The following is an 18,369-nucleotide window of genomic DNA, read 5'->3' on the forward strand; positions in this document are numbered from 1 at the left end:
TCCGAAGGCCTCCAAAAGGGTTGAGGCGAATATCTTGCTGCGCTCGTCAAGGTGTATCGTGACAACGATGTTGTCAGTTGTAAGCATTGCCGATCGCACAAATGTCGCCTTGTCCCGTGCATTTCGTGCGTACCGGTGCAGTGAGCCAAAGGAACGGGGCGCGCGCCCTCTTGAGCCATGACGGGCGAAGCTCGAACACCAGCCACGACAGATGGACGCCACACACGGATTCGACCCAGGTAGCGGCCTCCAGATTCTTTGGGAGGATGGCGAGCGCGTGTTCTGTCGGTGGCAGCCACGAGACGGCGGCGACAGCGTGCTTGTTGCGCGCATCGCCGCCGAACATCCCTCACCCGCCAGCCTCGCGCGCCTCGCTCATGAGTTCGCGCTGAGGGATCAACTCGGTAGCGCGTGGGCGGTGCGCCCCAAGGAACTGCTGCGGGCAGACGGCCGCACGATGCTGGTGCTCGAGGATCCGGGCGGCGAACCGCTCGAGCGATTGGTCGGTGCGCCGATGGAGGCAGGCAGTGTTCTGCGCGTTGCCGGGGGAATCGCCGCAGCGCTGGGCAAGCTCCATCAGCACGGCCTCGTCCACAAGGACCTCAAGCCGGCTCATATCCTGGTGAACTGCGCGGACGCTCAAGTGCGGCTGACCGGCTTCGGCATTGCCTCGCGGCTCCCACGCGAACGGCAACCGCCCGAGCCGCCCGAAACCATCGCCGGGACGCTCGCCTACATGGCACCCGAGCAGACCGGACGGATGAATCGTTCGATCGATTCGCGCAGCGACCTCTACGCGTTCGGCGTCACGCTCTACCAGATGCTCACCGGCACACTGCCGTTCAGCGCTGCCGACCCGATGGAGTGGGTGCACTGCCATGTTGCCCGCACGCCGATGTCACCCAACGTGCGGGTCACGATGGTCCCGCGCGGCGTCTCCGCCGTGGTCATGAAGCTGCTCGCGAAGACACCCGAGGAGCGCTACCAGACCGCAGCCGGCGTCGAGTGGGATCTGCGGCATTGCCTTGCCGAATGGGAGCTCCGGCATCGCGTCGACGCCTTCCGGCTGGGCGCGCACGACACGCCCGACCGGCTGCTCATCCCCGAGAAGCTCTATGGACGGGAGCGCGAGGTTGGAGCGCTGGTGGCCGCTTTCCACCGCGTCGTCAGTAGCGGTGCGCCGGAACTGGTGCTGGTTTCCGGCTATTCCGGCATCGGCAAATCCGCGGTCGTCAATGAGCTACACAAGGTGTTGGTCCCGCCGAGGGGACTCTTTGCCTCCGGCAAGTTCGACCAGTACAAGCGCGACATACCCTATTCGACGCTGGTGCAAGCTTTCAGGGGACTCGTGCGACCCCTGCTCGGCAAACGCGAAGTGGAACTGGCGATCTGGCGCGGCGACCTGACGGAGGCCCTCGGATCTAACGCACGGCTCATGACCGATCTGATCCCCGAACTTAAGTTGATCATCGGTGATCCGCCGCCTGTCCCGGAACTCGAGCCGCATCATGCGCAACGTCGTTTTCAGCTTGTCTTCCGGCGCTTCATAGGAGTCTTTGCCAGACCGGAGCATCCGCTGGCGCTGTTTCTCGACGATCTGCAGTGGCTCGACGCTGCGACGCTCGATCTGTTGGAGGACCTGCTCACGCGTCAGGACCTGCGTTATTTGATGTTGATCGGGGCCTATCGCAGCAACGAGGTCGACGCCACGCATCCGCTGATTCGCACACTTCAGGCCGTCAGAAACGCGGGCGCGAAGTTCGATGAAGTCGCCCTGGCGCCGCTGGCCAGCGAGCACGTCGAGCAATTGATCGCAGAGGCGCTGCATGACACGCGGGAACGCGCCGGGCCGCTCGCGCAGCTTGTACACGAGAGGACCGCCGGTAACCCGTTTTTCGTCATTCAGTTTCTACATGCGCTCGTCGACGAAGGCTTACTCGGCTTCGATCACGACGCGGCCCGCTGGCTCTGGGATCTGCCGAACATTCATGGCAAGGGCTATACGGACAACGTAGCGGACCTGATGGTTGCGAAGCTGGCTCGCTTGCCGGTCGAAACGCAGCGGGCGCTGCAACAGTTTGCCTGCCTTGGCAACACCGCCACGATGGCGATGCTGTCGAACGTTCTTGAAAATTCGAGGCAGGAGATCCGGGCGTTGTTGCGACCGGCAGTGGAACAGGAGCTTATCGAGCAGCTTGAGGAATCCTTCCGATTCGCGCATGACCGGGTGCAGGAGGGTGCCTACTCGATGATCCCGGAGGCCGCGCGCGAGGAGGCCCATCTGCGCATAGGGCGGCTGCTTGCGGCGCAAACGCTGCCCGAGAATCGGAAAGAAGCCATCTTCGAGATTGTCAATCAACTCAACCGCGGCGTGGCCCTTGTTGCGCGACAGGAAGAGCGGGAGCAACTGGCTGAGTTCAATCTGATAGCCGGCCAGCGCGCGAAGGCCTCGTCAGCCTATGAATCGGCGCTCACCTATCTGACCACCGGCGCTGAACTCCTCACGGACGACTGCTGGGCGCGCAGGCATGAACTGATCTTCGCGCTGGAGTTGAACCGGGCCGAATGCGAATTTTTGACCGGTTGGTTACCGGTCGCAGAAAAGCGCTTGAACGTGCTCTCACGCCGTGCCGCGACTGTGCCTGAGCGCGCCAATGTGGCGTGTTTGCGCGTCGACCTGTACATGACGCTCGATCAGGCCAGCCGCGCCGTCGCGGTCGCTCTCGACTATCTGAAACATCTCGGGATCGACTGGTCGCCGCATACAAGAGAAGAGAAAGCGCGAAAGGAATACGAGCGAATCTGGTCCCAGCTTGGGAACCTCCCGATCGAAAGGCTCATCGATCTGCCGCTGATGACCGACCCGGAATCGCTGGCGACAATGGACGTCCTGGTCAAAGTCATGCCTGCGGCGTTGTTCACCGATGCCAATCTATGGTCGCTGGTCGTCTCCACGGCAGTGAATCTGAGCCTCGAACGCGGCAATTGCGATGGATCCTCCTCCGCCTATGTCCGGCTCGGCATGATTGCCGGAGCGCGTTTTGGCCACTACAAGGTCGGATTTCAATTCGGGCAGCTTGGTTACGACCTGGTCGAACGGCGCGGGTTGATGCGCTTTCGCGCAAGAACCTATATGCACTTTGGAAATGTCATTTTGCCGATGGCCAGACATCTCCGGGGTGGCCGGGAGCTGGTGCGCCGCGGGGTCGAGGCTGCGAAGAATACTGGCGATCTGGTTTGTGAGGCCTACTGCTACACCCATATGACGACCAATTTGCTCTTCGCGGGAGACGCGCTCGCGGACGTGCAGCGCGAAGCCGAAGCCAGTCTGACGTTCGCGCAAAAATCGCATTTCGGATTCGCCATCGACGTCAGCTCTACCCAGCTTGGTCTGATACGCACGCTGCGAGGCCTGACGCCCGCCTTCGGCTGTTTTGACGACGGACAGTTTGACGAGACGCAGATCGAGCGCCACTTCGCGGAAAATCCGGACCTGGTGATTGCGCATTGCTGGTATTGGACCCGCAAATTGCAGGCGCGCTTCTTTGCAGGCGATTACGCGGCGGCCGCGGAAGCCTCCTTGAGGGCACAAGGTCTTTTGTGGACATCGGCCTCTTATCTGGAAGAGGCCGAATATCATTTCTACAGCGCGCTATCTCTCGCCGCCTGGCGCGGTCCTATATCCGACCGCAAGCGACGGGAGTCCCTCGAAGCAATAACGGCTCACAACAGACAGCTGCAATTGCGAGCAGAGACTTGCCCAGAAAACTTCGAGAACCGCGCGGTGTTGGTGAGTGCCGAGTTAGCCCGCCTGGAGGGCCGCGACCTCGACGCGATGCGCCTCTATGAAGAGGCTATCCGGTTGGCGCGCGCAAACGGTTTCGTGCACCACGAAGCGCTTGCTGGCGAACTCGCGTCCCGCTTTTACGCGGCGCGCGGGTTCGAAAAGATCGCGCGCGTGTATCTGCAGGACGCCCGGCAGGGTTATCAACGCTGGGGCGCAGACGGCAAGGTACGGCAACTCGACGAGATGCACCGGTATCTCAGGGAGGTCGAACCGGCGCCTCGACCAACCAGCACAATTGGGACACCGGTCGAACACCTCGATCTCGCGACCGTGATCAAGGTGTCGCAAGCAGTCTCGGGAGAGATTGTTCTCGACAAGCTGATCGACACGGTGATGCGCACGGCGATCGAACAGGCTGGCGCCGAGCGGGGCCTCTTGATTCTCCCTGAGGGCGATGAGCAACGGATCGCGGCGGAGGTCACGACGTACGGCGACACGCCGCGCGTGCAACTACGCGATGTCCCGGTGAGCGCGGCGATGCTGCCCGAGTCCGTTCTCTACCATGTCCTGCGCACGCAGGAGAGCGTAATTCTCGACGATGCCGCGGGCGATCCCACGTTCGCCACGGATCCGTACATCCGTCAACACCAGACCCGTTCGATGCTCTGCCTGCCCTTGATGAATCGGGCCAAGCTCATCGGCGCGCTATACCTCGAAAACAATCTGATCACTCGCGTCTTCGCGCCGGCTCGGATTGCCGGACTCAGGCTCCTCGCCTCCCAGGCCGCGACATCGCTCGAAAATACCCGCCTTTACCGCGATCTTGCAGAACGCGAATCCCGAATCCGGCGGCTTGTCGACGCCAACATCATCGGCATCATCATGTGGCGAGTTGATGGCGACATTCTCGAGGCCAATGACGCATTCTTACGCATGGTGGGATACGAGCGGGAGGATCTCCTCTCAGGTCGAGTGCGCTGGACGGATCTGACGCCGCCGGAATGGCGGGAAAGTACCGAACACGCTTTGGCAGAGCTCAGCAGGGTTGGGCGCTTGCAGCCCGAGGAAAAGGAGTACCTAAGAAAAGACGGCAGCCGCGTGCCCGTCATGATCGGCAGGGTCGCTTTCGAAGCAGGCGGGAAGGAGGGCGTCGCCTTCGTGATCGATCTGACCGACCGCAAGGAGGCAGAGCAGCGCCTGAGGGAGTCATACGATATGTTGCGGGAACTCACGTCGCGTCGCGAGACGGCACGCGAGGAAGAGCGCAAACACATCGCACGGGAAATGCACGACGAGCTCGGGCAGTATCTCACCGCGCTTCGCATGCGTGCGTCGGCATTGCGCATGCAATTTGGCAACGATCGCCCGGAGCTGTTCGACGGGACCCGGGCGCTGATTGCTCTGGTGGACGAAACCATGCAGGTTGTGCGCGGCGTCATCGCGTCGCTGCGTCCGCCGGCACTGGACGCCGGCATCGTGGCAGCGCTCGAGTGGCTCGCTGCCGAGTTCGACCGCAACGGTCGTACGGTGTGCCGCCTTCACGTGCAGGACGAGACCATCGTGATGAGCGAGGACCGCGCTATCGTGCTGTTTCGCCTCGTTCAGGAGGCACTGACGAACGTCGCTCGTCATGCGTCGGCCAACGAAGTGATCATCACGCTCGAACGAACGCCCGACGCCTGCGTGCTGGAGATCCGCGACGACGGTCAGGGGTTCGACGCGCAGGCAATCAGAAAAACATCGTTCGGCCTTGCGGGGATGGAGGAGCGGGTCTTGATGCTGGGCGGTCGGATCGAGGTGGTCAGTTCGCTGGGAACCGGCACCGCGATCAAGGTCAGTCTTCCCGATCGTCAGGCGACGTCGGCCTAGTTTGGGGAGTTCTCCGACACCGAGTCCCTCCATCAACTGGGCCTGGACCGATACTGCATCGCGTGATTTACTCGCACATCTACACGATCAATCTCGCGATCTGCGCGCAAACGGATGCGATTGCCGTATTGCCGGGATTCGCGGTCGACGAAGTCGGCGCCATGTATGGATTGCGCAAGATCGGCTACGCTCCGCTGTTCGGAGCGCTTCCACTGTCAGCCATCTGGCGGGAGGACAGCCCGGGGCGAGAGGTAGCCGAAAAGTTCGTCGCCCAGCTCAAGGCGATTTGTGATGAAGGCGCAAGCTAGACGCTGACGGCAGCGAAGCGTGAAAGCAGCACCACCGCAGCAACCTACGCCTTAAACTCCACCGAAACAAAAATCTTCTTACACGGCTCAAGCACTTCCCACGTCCCCTTAAACCCCGCCGGAATCAAAAACCGATCGCCGGCTCGGACAGTCTTGCTGGTCCCATCCGCATCCCGAATCACGGACACGCCCTCAAGAATCTCGCAATACTCGCTCTCGGTGAAATTCACCGTCCATTGCCCGCAAGCTCCCTCCCAGACGCCGGCCGCGAGCTGCCCACACGGGCTAGCAAAATGCGTGTGAACAAGTTGCGAAGGGTTGCCGGCAAGCACCGCTTCCGCCTTCGGCATGTACTCAACGCTTTCCTTGACCGGCTGCGCAAAATCTACGATATTCAGAATGCTCATAATGGCTCGATGCAAACAGGGTTAAAAATCAAAGCTTCAAAAAGGGCGTAGCGCACACACCCACTGCATGCGCCACGCTCAAAAGGTGACACCTACGTCAGCAGACTACATCAGCTAAACCGAACTCAGCTCCCCGACTTCAACTGCGCCCACAGACGGTTTTCAAGCCGCATGATCGGCGCAGGCTGCGGCCGCATCAACGTCATCTTGTTCAGCACAGCTTCGGGCGGATACACATTCGCATCCTGCTCGATCGCCGGCGTCACAAACTGTCTCGCAGCGCGATTCGCAGTCGGATAGAACACTTCGTTCGTAATCGCCGCGCTGACCTTCGGATCTTCGATGTAGTTCATCCACGCCATCGCCGCTTCGGGGTGCGGCGCATCTTTCGGAATCACCATCACGTCCATCCAGAGCAAGCCAGCGTCCTTGATATTCGAGAACCGCACGTCATACGAACGTTTCGCTTCCGACGCACGTCGCCGCGCAATCCCCACGTCGCCCGAATAGCCCAACGCCACGCAGATATCGTTGTTCGCCAGATCGTTGATGTAGCCGGACGAATTGAACTGCGTGATATACGGCCGCACTTTCTTCAGCACTTCGTATGCGGCCTGGTAATCGCCGGGATTGGTGCTGTTTGGGTCCTTATGCATGTACTGGAGCACGGCCGGGAAAACATCCGCCGCCGCGTCGAGGAAAGACACGCCACAACTCTTCAGCTTCGAAAGATTCTGCGGGTCGAACAACAGCGACCAGCTATCAACCGGCGCATCGGCGCCGAGCGCTTTTTTCACGGCCTGAACGTTATAGCCGACGCCGTCCGTGCCCCACGCCCAGGGCACACCATACTGATTGCCGGGGTCCGCATCGGCAATCAGTTTCATCAATCCCGGATCGAGGTTAGCGAGGTTCGGCATCTTCGATTTGTCGATCTTCTGATACACGCCGGCTTCGATCTGGCGCGCCATATAACTCGATGTGGGCACAACGATGTCATACCCGGAACTGCCTGCCAGCAGTTTCGCCTGCAGCGTGTCGTCGCTATCGTAGCTGTCGTATTTCACCGTGATGCCCGATTGCTTTTCGAAGCCGGTAATCGTGTCTTTGGCGATGTAGTCCGACCAGTTGTAGACGTTGATCGTCGTATCTGCTGCGTGTGCAGCGTTCATCGGAGTTAATGCGGTCAACGAGCACAGCATCGTGCCGGTGAGCGAGAGAAGCTTGGCATGACGGATCTTCATTCGACTATCTCCTTGGTTTCGATCTTCAGTTTTCGCCGCAGCGCAGGCACCGATGCACGAGCGTGACGACCCACACGTCCATACGTTCCGCACGAATGCGGACGAATAAAGGACGTGACGCCGCCTGCCGCAGCGCAAGCGCACAGCAGAGCTAAAAGGGACGCAGAGAGGCGAGTGCTATAAGCCGGCCAACGCTAGCAAGACAGATGCAAAGCGCGGACGGTCAAACGCATTGCAGACGTTCAGCCGCTAGATAAAGCGGCCTGATCGCATGCAATACTTGCTCGCGAAAAGAGAAGGGGGCTAAGGCAGAAGCGACGCGATTTCGTCGGTACGCACCCCGATAGCTGCGGGTGCTGCAATGACGTTGTGTCGACGCACAGAGCGACGCGACAACACGGTATCGATGGACAGGGGGCGGGATGGCGAAGCGCAGTTGCTCCCCTGATGAGCGATCGAACAGCCGGACAGGAACGTTCTTTCCCGACCAGGCTGATATCTCACCAATGGACCACGGACTTTCACGATGGAACCCGAAGCGACGTTGAGTAGAAGTTCTCGCTGATGCGGATTGACCGCGCTGCGAGAACCACCAGACTGCCGGCTTAGGATATATGAGACATTATTTTCGTCAAAGGATTTTCTGACACTGCGCTGTCATTGTTATTGTCATGCGCAGTGGGACGCATGCATGCGAGCGCATGCTCAAACAAGCATGGCTCGCATCGAACTACGCAAAGACAGACAACGTTGGCGTTTTACTGGCCTGCAGGCGCAGCGGGCATCGGTGTGCCGGTTTGCGATGAGCCGTTTGCCGACGAACCGTAACCGGTGGCGTCATGCTGTGCGGCTACGCGTGCTTCGGCTGCCTGAATGTCAGCGGGGTAGGTTGAGTCAGTTGCAGTGGCGGGGTTGTAGCCGGCCTGTTCAATCTGAACCAGTTGCGCCCTGACTTCGGCGCGGGTTAGCGGTTGCTCGGACTGTGCGAACGAAGCGACCGGAGCTGCGAGAACAACGACCAGTGCGACTGCTTTGATCAGCGATTTCATAATGCTTCCCTCCGAGGATGTTTTATTCGGCGCCGCAACAAGTGTTCGGCGGCCTATAGAGGGATTCTAGGAAGCGAGTGATCTAGGGCAAACCCCTAAACCCGTAATTCAGTCTTGCAGCAAATGATAAGTCGGCGTTATGTAATGCTCTTCCTAACATATGAAGAATTGCTTCAGACTCCAGAACGTACACCTACGCGGTACGCCGTCACCTGCCGGTATGCGCTGCCGGGCCGCACGATGACCTGCTCCTGCTCAGCCATATTGACTTCGTTCGGAAAGCCGCCGGCTTCGAGACACAGTCCGGAGTACGCCTGGTAGGCGATGCCGCCGCGGCCCGTGTCGCCCTTCAGGAAATTGCCGGTGTAGAACTGTAAGCCGCGCTGATCGGTCGAGACGGTCAGTTCGCGTCCGCTGCCGGGATCATAGGCGCGTGCAACCTCGCGTACCTGCGGCTCGCGTCCGGCTACCGTGGCATCGGGCGCGTCATGCAGCACATAGCAGTGATCGAAGCCACCGGCCTTCGCCAGCTGCGCATGCGGCCAATCGAGCCGTGCGCCAATCGGTGCGCTCTGCCGGAAGTCGAACGCGTTGCCTGCCACTTCGGCAAGCTCGCAAGGAATCATCGACGCATCGACTTCGAAGAACCGGTCGGCATCGATCGACAACACATGGCCGCGAATGTCGGCATCCCGCCGACCTGTCAGGTTGAAATACGGATGGCTGGTCAGATTGAGTGGCGTCGGGGCGTCCGTGACCGCTTCATACGCGATCGTCAAGGTGCCGTCGTCGTCGAGCGTGTAACGCACTTGCACCGTGACATTGCCCGGAAAGCCGGCGTCGCCTTCGGGCGATTCCAGACGCATAAGTAGCGCACCGTTGTCTTCGCTCACGTCCCACAATGCGCGATGAAAGCCGTGCGTGCCGCCATGCAGCAGATTCGCACCTTCGTTGCGGTCGAGCGTGTATTCGATGCCGTCTAGCGTGAAACGCGCATCGGCAATGCGGTTCGCCCAACGGCCGACCAATCCGCCCATGTAGGTTGTGGCCGCAACGTATTCGGCGGGCGTGTCGTGTCCGAGCAGGATGTCGCCGAGACGACCCGCGCGGTCCGGTGCATGCCACGACACCAGCGTCGCGCCCAGGTCGCTGATGGCGACTTTCATGCCATGCGCATTGCGCAGCGTGAAGAGCCGCACAGGATCGCCGCCGGGCAGAGCGCCCCATGGCTCAGAAGAAAGTGGTGCGATGCTGATCATGTCGTCGGTAGAAAGAAAAGGTAAAGGGCATGCTCAGCCGGGTGCTGCGGTCGAATTCACACGGTCCTGGTATTCGCGCGGCGTGCAGCCGAGTTCGCGACGAAACACCGCGTACATGTATTGCAGCGACGTGAAGCCGCAACGGATCGCCACCTCGGCACTCGACGCATCGCGCTTCGCCAGCAGCGCTTTCGCGACATCGAGTTTATGACGCAGAATTTCCTGATGCACGGTGCACTGCCGTTCGCGCCGGAAGTACTCTTCGAGCGACGATCTCGACACGCCCACGTAATCGGCAACCTGTTCGGTGCGAATGCCCTGGCACGCGTACTGGCGGATGAAGTGCCGTGCGCGCATCACATACGGACTTGCGAGCGGCTGGTGTTTGGTCGATTCGAGCACATTGATGCCGACCGGTGGCACGAGAATGCGCCGCCCCGGAAAACGCGCGCCGTGCAGCATTTGATGCAGCAAGTGAGCGGCGGTGCGGCCCATTTCTTCGGTGCCTTGAATCACGGAGGAAAGCGGAATACGGGTCAGCGTACGCGTGAGCGGATCGTTGTCGATGCCGATGATCGCCACTTCTTCAGGCACGGGAATACCCGCGATCAAACAGGCCTGCAGCAGATGCCGCGCGCGGGCATCGGTGACGGCGATGATGCCCACTGGCTTCGGCAACTGGGCGAGCCACGCGGTGAGTTGCTCGGTTGCCTGATTCCACGACGGCGCGCTGGTCGACAGGCCACGATAGATCTCGGTGCCGATCTGCTCGGCGCTATGGCCGTCCGTGCTGCGCAGGTGAGCGAATGCCAACTCACGTTGCTGCGCCCAACGGTTTTCCTGCGCTTGCGGCAGGCTATACAAAGCGAAATGCTCGAGTCCCGCGCCGATCAGATGCGTGTAGGCGAGCGAAACAAGCTTGGCGTTATCGGTCGCGATATAGGGTAAGTCCGGGGGGTAGTGCGCCGGATCTTCGAACGATGAACCGACCGCCACCACCGGCAACGGACAATCTCGCAGCGCTTCACCCACAGCGGGATCGTCGAAATCCGCGATGATGCCGTCGCCGTCGAAACGCTCGATACCCGTCAAGCGGCAGCGGAAATCTTCTTCAAGGAAGAGATCCCACGCCACGCGCGTCGACAGCAGGTAATTGCCGATGCCGGTGATGATCTCGCGGTCATACACCTTGTTCGCGTTGAACAGCAGCGCGATTCGATGGGTCGTCTGTGGTGTTTGCGGACGGGTCATGGCAGTGGGTGGCGTGCAGATCGTCAAGATTCGCAGCGCCTTCGTCTCCTGTTGGATGCGCTCTGAAGGCAGCACCGTTTTTAAGCGTCTGGTTATTCTAGGCCGCGAACATCGCGCCGGTGTGAAACAAACGCATGGGCGGTAAGAAACATCAAGCACGCTGCGCAATTTCGCAATTGCCGATGCACCTTGCAAGCGGCAGCATGGCGTCACCTTGTCGACCGGCGCGGCGATACCGCACGGGTTGCAGTGCAGCATAAAACAGGAGACGCTGATGTCCTACTTCGAACACATTCCCGAGATCCGCTACGAGGGCCCGCAATCGGATAACCCGCTTGCTTATCGTCATTACGACAAGAGTAAGCGGGTGCTCGGCAAGACACTCGAAGAACATCTTCGCATCGCTGTGTGCTACTGGCATACGTTTGTCTGGCCGGGTGTCGATATTTTCGGGCAAGGGACGTTTCGGCGTCCCTGGCAGCAGGCCGGCGACGCCATGGAACGTGCGCAGCAAAAGGCGGATTCCGCATTTGAGTTCTTCTCGAAGCTCGGCACGCCGTATTACACGTTTCACGATACCGACGTTGCACCGGAAGGCGACAGCCTGAAGGCCTATAGCGAGAACTTCACCCGCATCGCCGACTATCTGGCACGCAAGCAGCAGGATACCGGCGTCAAACTGCTGTGGGGCACGGCCAATCTGTTCTCGCATCCGCGTTATGCAGCAGGTGCGGCGACCAGTCCCGATCCTGAGATTTTTGCGTTCGCTGCGACGCAGGTTCGTCATGCTCTTGATGCGACCCAAATGCTGGGAGGTGAAAATTATGTGTTGTGGGGTGGCCGTGAAGGCTACGACACGTTGCTCAATACCGACCTCGCACGCGAACGTGATCAGCTTGCTCGTTTCCTGCACATGGTGGTCGAGCACAAGCACAAGATCGGCTTCAAAGGTGCATTGCTGATCGAGCCGAAGCCGCAGGAGCCGACCAAGCATCAATTCGACTACGACGTGGCGACCGTACACGGCTTCCTGCTGCAATACGGGTTGGAAAAAGAGATTCGCGTGAACATCGAGGCCAATCACGCGACGCTTGCTGGTCATTCGTTCCACCACGAGATCGCGACGGCCTACGCGCTAGGTATTTTCGGCAGCGTCGATGCGAATCGCGGCGATCAACAGAATGGCTGGGACACGGACCAGTTTCCGAACAGCGTCGAAGAACTGACGCTGGCCTTCTACGAAATCCTCAAACACGGCGGCTTCACCACCGGTGGTATGAACTTCGACGCAAAGGTGCGGCGTCAGAGCGTCGATGCGGAAGATCTTTTCTTCGGCCACATCGGTGCAATCGATAACCTGGCGCTCGCCGTCGAGCGTGCCGCGACGCTGATCGAAAACGACCGGCTCGAAGCGTTCAAGCGTCAGCGCTACGCGGGCTGGGAGTCGGAGTTCGGCAGCAAGATTCTGAAGGGCGATTATTCGCTCTCTACGCTGGCTGCGGATGCATTGACACGCGGCCTGAATCCGCAGCACGCGAGCGGCAGACAGGAGCAACTTGAAAACGTTGTAAATCAGGCGATTTACAGCCGGCGCTAAAAGGCAGTCATGAAGTACCGCTCGAAGCAGGGCATGCAGTAAGACATAAAAACCGCGCGGCCACGCTGACCGCGCGAATAAAAGAAGCTTTGGGTTGTCGCTTGTCCGGTTCTGCGGCTCGCAGCGCAGACCGTCCAATCCGGTATTCCGGCTATCAGAACAAGGAGTGAGACATGAAATTCGCAACGCGTCGTACCGTACTGAGTTCGCTCGTGTGTGGAGCGATGCTCGCCAGCCTGTCGCTTGTCGCGCCGCTCGCGCATGCAAGCAAGGACCACCCGGAAATTGGCTTCTGTATCGATGATCTGCGTGTCGAACGCTGGTCGCGCGATCGTGACTACTTCGTTGCAGCGGCAGAAAAGCTCGGCGCCAAAGTATCGGTGCAATCCGCCGATGCGAGCGAAGAGCGGCAGATTTCGCAGATTGAAAACCTGATCTCGCGCGGCGTCGACGTGATCGTGATCGTGCCGTTCAATTCGAAGACGCTCGGCAACGTGGTTGCCGAAGCCAAGAAAGCCGGCATCAAGGTCGTCTCCTACGACCGCCTGATTCTTGACGCCGACGTGGATGCCTATATCTCGTTCGACAACGAGAAGGTTGGCGAGCTGCAAGCACAAGGTGTCTTCAACGCGCAGCCGAAGGGCAACTACTTCATGCTCGGCGGCGCGCCGACCGACAACAATGCCAAGATGCTGCGTGAGGGCCAGCTCAAAGTGTTGAAGCCCGCAATCGACAAGGGCGACATCAAAATCGTCGGTCAGCAATGGGTACCGGAATGGAGCGCGTCGACGGCGCTGCGTATCGTTGAAGATGCGCTCACGGCGAACAACAACAAGATCGACGCAATCGTCGCTTCGAACGACGGCACCGCAGGCGGCGCGATTCAGGCACTGGCTGCGCAGCACATGGCTGGCAAGGTGCCGGTGTCGGGACAAGACGCTGATCTGGCCGCTGTGAAGCGCGTAATCGCCGGCACGCAGACGATGACCGTGTACAAACCGCTGAAGCTGATTGCAGGCGAAGCGGCGAAACTCTCCGTCGCGCTTGCGAAGGGCGAGAAGCCGGCCTTTAATGCACAGTACGACAACGGCAAGAAGAAGGTCGACACGGTGCTTCTGCAACCCACGTTGCTCACCAAGAGCAATGTTGATGTGGTCGTCAAGGACGGCTTCTACACCCAGGCCCAGCTCGCGAGCCAATGAGCGTAACGTGTGCGTAGTTCAAGCCGGTGTGCCTGGCATGCGTCAGGCACATCGGCGCGATCACGCGCCCTGCAGCGAGGCATAGCGAATGAGTGAACCATTACTGACGATGCGCGGCATCGTCAAAGCCTTTTCCGGCGTGAAGGCGCTCGACGGCATCGACCTGACGGTGGCGCCTGGCGAGTGCGTCGGCTTGTGCGGCGAGAACGGCGCGGGCAAATCGACGCTGATGAAAGTGCTGTCCGGCGTCTATCCCCACGGTACGTGGGACGGCGAAATCATCTGGGAAGGCGAGCCGCTGAAGGCCGCGAGCATACGAGACACGGAACGCGCGGGCATCATCATCATCCATCAGGAGTTGATGCTGGTGCCGGAGCTCTCGGTCGCGGAGAACATCTTTCTCGGCAACGAAATTACGCTGCCCGGCGGCAGAATGAATTACGCCGCGATGTATCAGCGCGCCGATGAGTTGCTGCGCGAGCTCGGCATCAGCGGAATCAACTCGGCGCAACCGGTGATGAATTACGGTGGCGGCCACCAGCAGTTGATCGAGATCGCGAAGGCGCTGAACAAGCGCGCGAAACTGTTGATCCTCGATGAACCGTCGTCGTCGCTGACGGCTACGGAGATACACATCCTGCTGGATATCGTGCGCGATCTGAAGCGGCGCGGGGTTGCATGCGTTTACATCTCGCACAAGCTCGACGAAGTGGCGGCGGTGTGCGACACAATCAGCGTGATTCGCGACGGCCGCCATGTCGCGACCGAACCCATGCGCGCGCTGACCACTGACCGCATCATCTCCCTGATGGTGGGCCGCGAAATCAAGAACCTGTTTCCGCGTGAACCGCATCCTATCGGCGACGTAATCTTTGAAGCGCGCCACGTGACCTGTTTTGACGCCAACAATCCGCGCCGAAAGCGCGTGAGCGATGTGTCGTTTGCGCTGCGGCGTGGCGAGATTCTCGGCGTTGCCGGTTTGGTCGGCGCGGGGCGTACGGAACTGATGCAGGCGATTTTCGGCGCGTATCCCGGTGTGAGCGAGGCGACGGTGGTGATGGACGGCAAGCCGTTGAAAATTCGTGCCCCTGTCGATGCGATTCGCGCCGGTATCGGCATGGTGCCGGAAGATCGGAAGCGCCACGGCATCGTGCCGGGTCTGAGTGTCGGCCACAACATTACGCTTGCGGTGTTGCAACGCTTCGCGAAGGGCGGCCGCATCGATTCCGCCGCCGAACTCGACACGATTCACACGGAGATGAAGCGGCTTTCGGTGCGCGCGGCGCATCCGATGCTCTCGATTGCGAGTCTGTCGGGCGGCAATCAGCAAAAGGCCGTGTTGACGCGCATGCTGCTGACCGACCCGAAGGTGCTGATTCTCGACGAACCGACTCGAGGTGTCGACGTCGGTGCGAAGTTCGAAATCTACAAACTGATTTTTCAACTGGCACAGCGCGGCATGTCGATCGTGATGGTGTCGTCCGAATTGCCTGAAGTACTCGGTATCAGCGATCGCGTGCTGGTTATCGGCGAAGGCGAATTGCGCGGCGATTTCGTCAACGACGGCCTCACGCAAGAGGACATTCTCAGCGCCGCCATCCGTCCTGTGCAGCGATCCCTCAACCCGACCGCACCAACTGAAGCGAGTGCCGCATGACTCCCGACGTCACTTCCCAACCCGCCGACGGCGCTGCGTCGCGCGGCGCATTCGGTGGCCCGCAGCGCATTCAGCAACTGTTCGCACGTTACAAGATTCTCGCGTTGCTGATCGCCGTGGCCGTGATCTGGCTTTTCTTCTCCTTTCTGACGCACGGCGCGTTCGTGACGCCGCGCAATCTGTCGAACCTGCTGCGGCAGATGTCGATTACCGGCATGCTCGCGTGCGGCATGGTGTTCGTGATCATCGCGGGCGAGATCGATCTGTCGGTCGGGTCGTTGCTGGGTTTGCTCGGCGGTGTCGCGGCGATTCTCGATGTGAACCGGCATTGGCCGATTGGCGTCACCGTGCCTGTGGTGATGTTGCTTGGCGTGCTCGTCGGCATGTTCAACGGATGGTGGTCGACGTACCGGCGTGTGCCTTCGTTTATTGTCGGCCTGGGCGGCATGCTTGCATATCGCGGCATTCTGCTCGGCGTCACCGGTGGTTCCACGATTGCGCCGGTCTCTGATGGTTTCGTGTTTGTCGGCCAGGGGTATTTGCCGCGTCTTGCGGGCGATACGCTGGCCGTCGCGCTGTTTGTCGTACTGGCGTTTCTGACTGTGCGACAACGAAGCAACCGCGAGCGTTATAAGTTGCGCGTGGTGCCGATCTGGCAGGACGTTGCGAAGGTAGTCGGGGCAGGCGTGATTCTGGCCGCCTTTGTCGCCACGCTCGATCGTTATGGCGGCATTCCTGTGCCGGTTTTGCTGCTGCTCGCGCTGCTTGGAATTTTCACGTGGATCGCAACGCAGACTGTTTTTGGGCGGCGTATTTACGCGGTGGGGTCGAACCTGGAAGCGACGCGGCTCTCCGGCGTGAATACCAATCGTGTGAAGCTGGCCATCTTTGCGCTGATGGGACTGATGTGTGCGTTCGCGGGGATCGTCAATACGGCGCGCCTCGCGGCGGGCTCGCCGTCGGCGGGATCGATGGGTGAACTCGACGCGATCGCTGCGTGCTTTATCGGTGGGACGTCGATGCGCGGCGGCTCCGGAACGGTCTACGGTGCGTTGATCGGCGCGCTGGTGATGGCGAGTCTGGATAACGGCATGTCGATGCTGGATGTCGACGCGTACTGGCAGATGATCGTGAAGGGCAGCATTCTCGTGCTGGCCGTGTGGATCGATGTCGTGTCGGGATCGAACCGGCGGTGAAACAGCAGGCGGTGCGTCATGCAAATGACGACGCACCGCCTGCTGAGCGATCAAACGCTTTAGTTCACGCCGAGCAACGACTTAGGCTCCATGAAGGCTTCTAACCCGAACGTGCCATATTCCCGCCCAATGCCCGATTGCTTGAAACCGCCGAACGGTGCTGCCGGTTCGTGTGCCAACGTGTTGATCAATACACGTCCTGCGTCGATGCGAGTGGCGACCGCGCGAGCTCGCGCTGCATCGGCTGAGAGTACGTACGCTTGCAGCCCGTAGCTTGTGTCATTGGCGATCGCAATCGCTTCCTCAGTATCGCGATACGCAATGATCGACAGCACTGGCCCAAAAATCTCCTCACGGGCAATCGTCATGTCGTTGCTGACGCCGCTAAATACGGTCGGACGCACGAACCAGCCGCGCTCCACACCTTCCGGCCGGCCCTCGCCACCGACAATCAATCGCGCGCCTTCGTCGATGCCGATACCGATATAACGTTGCACGCGCTCCCACTGCTTGCGGCTGACCATCGGGCCGATCTGCGTAGCCGGATCGCGCGGATCGCCGGCTTGCATGCGAGCGACTTCTAAGCGCATCCGCTCTTCGAATTCCGCAAGGCGACTCTGCGGCACAAGAATCCGCGTACCGGCGATACACGCCTGACCGCTGTTCATGAAACCTGCCTGGAGCGCCAAGGGCACTGCCTCTGCGAAATCGGCGTCGTCGAGTATGACCACCGGCGATTTACCGCCCAACTCTAACGTGACGCGTTTCAATGTCTCCGCGCCGGTGCGCAGAATCGTCTTGCCGACAGCCGTCGATCCGGTGAAGGAAATCTTCGCCACGTCCGGATGCGCGCTGATTTCCGCCCCCACCGTATCGCCCCGACCCGTGACGATATTGAAGACGCCCGCGGGCAAGCCAGCTTCGTGCAGCGCCTCGGTGATGATGCGTGTCTGGATCGCGCTCATTTCGCTCGGCTTGATGACGGCCGTGCAGCCCGCTGCAATCGCGGCAGCCAGTTTTCCGCAGATAAAGCCGCCATTGCTGTTCCACGGCGTAATCAGTCCGGCGACGCCGAGCGGTTGCATGACCACGTCGGCCGTGCCGGCGCGGCGCGTGAAATCATAGGTCTGCAAGACCTTGATGACTTCCGCGAGGACGTCCGCTGGATATTTCGCCATCCAGCGTGCGCGTGACACCGGCGCACCGTATTCCTCGACGATTGCTTCATACAGCTCGTCTTCTCTCGCCTGAACCGCGGCGTGCATGCGTTCGAGCAGCGCGATCCGCTCTTCCTTGCTGGTGCGGGAAAACGCCGGGAAGGCGCGTTTGGCGGCCGCGATCGCGCGGCGAGCGTCTTCCGCGTCGGCCAGACGCACCGTGCCGATCACCGTTTCCTTAGCCGGGTTGTGAAGATCGAACCACTCTTCGCCGTGCGGTGTGACGAACGCGCCGTCGATATAAACCTTGTCGATTTGCTGCATGAAAGCTCCTACCCAGGAAGTTGTTGCCTCAAAGATAGGCTCAAAGGATTAAGCCGACTAGC

12 protein-coding genes are annotated in these 18,369 nt (G+C 60.3%); 6 read left to right on the forward strand and 6 right to left on the reverse strand.

Annotation, left to right across the window (positions count from 1 at the left end; all coding sequences use genetic code 11):
* The first annotated feature begins 211 nt into the window (after positions 1-211).
* A complete protein-coding gene (locus BM438_RS15440) occupies positions 212-5,656 on the forward strand; it encodes an AAA family ATPase (protein WP_093635090.1) in 5,445 nt (1,814 codons plus the stop codon).
* Between the two features lie 62 nt (positions 5,657-5,718).
* The gene (locus BM438_RS15445; protein ID WP_093635091.1) at positions 5,719-5,964 is read left to right on the forward strand and encodes a LysR family transcriptional regulator; all 246 of its coding nucleotides are present in this window, start codon (positions 5,719-5,721) and stop codon (positions 5,962-5,964) included.
* Positions 5,965-6,008: 44 nt separating this feature from the next.
* Here BM438_RS15445 and BM438_RS15450 read toward each other — a convergent pair whose 3' ends face one another.
* The 5 genes from BM438_RS15450 to BM438_RS15475 form a co-directional block, all read right to left on the reverse strand.
* On the reverse strand, positions 6,009-6,371 hold the full coding sequence (locus tag BM438_RS15450; protein ID WP_093635092.1) for a cupin domain-containing protein: 363 nt from the start codon (positions 6,369-6,371) through the stop codon (positions 6,009-6,011).
* Between the two features lie 125 nt (positions 6,372-6,496).
* Positions 6,497-7,573, reverse strand: coding sequence for a polyamine ABC transporter substrate-binding protein (locus BM438_RS15455; protein ID WP_234486705.1), 1,077 nt, complete (start codon positions 7,571-7,573; stop codon positions 6,497-6,499).
* Positions 7,574-8,373: 800 nt separating this feature from the next.
* The gene (locus tag BM438_RS15465) at positions 8,374-8,664 is read right to left on the reverse strand and encodes a DUF4148 domain-containing protein (RefSeq protein WP_093635095.1); all 291 of its coding nucleotides are present in this window, start codon (positions 8,662-8,664) and stop codon (positions 8,374-8,376) included.
* Between the two features lie 173 nt (positions 8,665-8,837).
* The gene (locus tag BM438_RS15470) at positions 8,838-9,923 is read right to left on the reverse strand and encodes an aldose epimerase family protein (RefSeq protein ID WP_093635096.1); all 1,086 of its coding nucleotides are present in this window, start codon (positions 9,921-9,923) and stop codon (positions 8,838-8,840) included.
* 33 nt (positions 9,924-9,956) lie between these two features.
* On the reverse strand, positions 9,957-11,174 hold the full coding sequence (locus tag BM438_RS15475) for a XylR family transcriptional regulator (protein WP_093635097.1): 1,218 nt from the start codon (positions 11,172-11,174) through the stop codon (positions 9,957-9,959).
* Positions 11,175-11,448: 274 nt separating this feature from the next.
* Between BM438_RS15475 and xylA the strand changes: the two genes are divergently transcribed.
* From xylA to BM438_RS15495, 4 genes are all read left to right on the forward strand, one after another.
* On the forward strand, positions 11,449-12,771 hold the full coding sequence (gene xylA, locus BM438_RS15480) for a xylose isomerase (protein WP_093635098.1): 1,323 nt from the start codon (positions 11,449-11,451) through the stop codon (positions 12,769-12,771).
* Between the two features lie 173 nt (positions 12,772-12,944).
* The gene (xylF, locus tag BM438_RS15485) at positions 12,945-13,973 is read left to right on the forward strand and encodes a D-xylose ABC transporter substrate-binding protein (RefSeq protein ID WP_054040132.1); all 1,029 of its coding nucleotides are present in this window, start codon (positions 12,945-12,947) and stop codon (positions 13,971-13,973) included.
* Positions 13,974-14,061: 88 nt separating this feature from the next.
* Positions 14,062-15,630, forward strand: a complete 1,569-nt coding sequence (gene xylG / locus BM438_RS15490) for a D-xylose ABC transporter ATP-binding protein (protein WP_093635099.1) — start codon at positions 14,062-14,064, stop codon at positions 15,628-15,630.
* The gene (locus BM438_RS15495; RefSeq protein WP_093635100.1) at positions 15,627-16,826 is read left to right on the forward strand and encodes a sugar ABC transporter permease; all 1,200 of its coding nucleotides are present in this window, start codon (positions 15,627-15,629) and stop codon (positions 16,824-16,826) included. Before xylG ends, BM438_RS15495 begins: the two co-directional genes overlap by 4 nt.
* A 59-nt stretch (positions 16,827-16,885) precedes the next feature.
* On the opposite strand, the gene BM438_RS15500 is transcribed toward BM438_RS15495, so the two are convergent.
* Positions 16,886-18,307, reverse strand: coding sequence for an aldehyde dehydrogenase family protein (locus BM438_RS15500; RefSeq protein ID WP_093635101.1), 1,422 nt, complete (start codon positions 18,305-18,307; stop codon positions 16,886-16,888).
* Positions 18,308-18,369: the final 62 nt, after the last annotated feature.

The sequence above is a fragment of the Paraburkholderia aspalathi genome (genome assembly GCF_900116445.1).
Taxonomy (GTDB): domain Bacteria; phylum Pseudomonadota; class Gammaproteobacteria; order Burkholderiales; family Burkholderiaceae; genus Paraburkholderia; species Paraburkholderia aspalathi.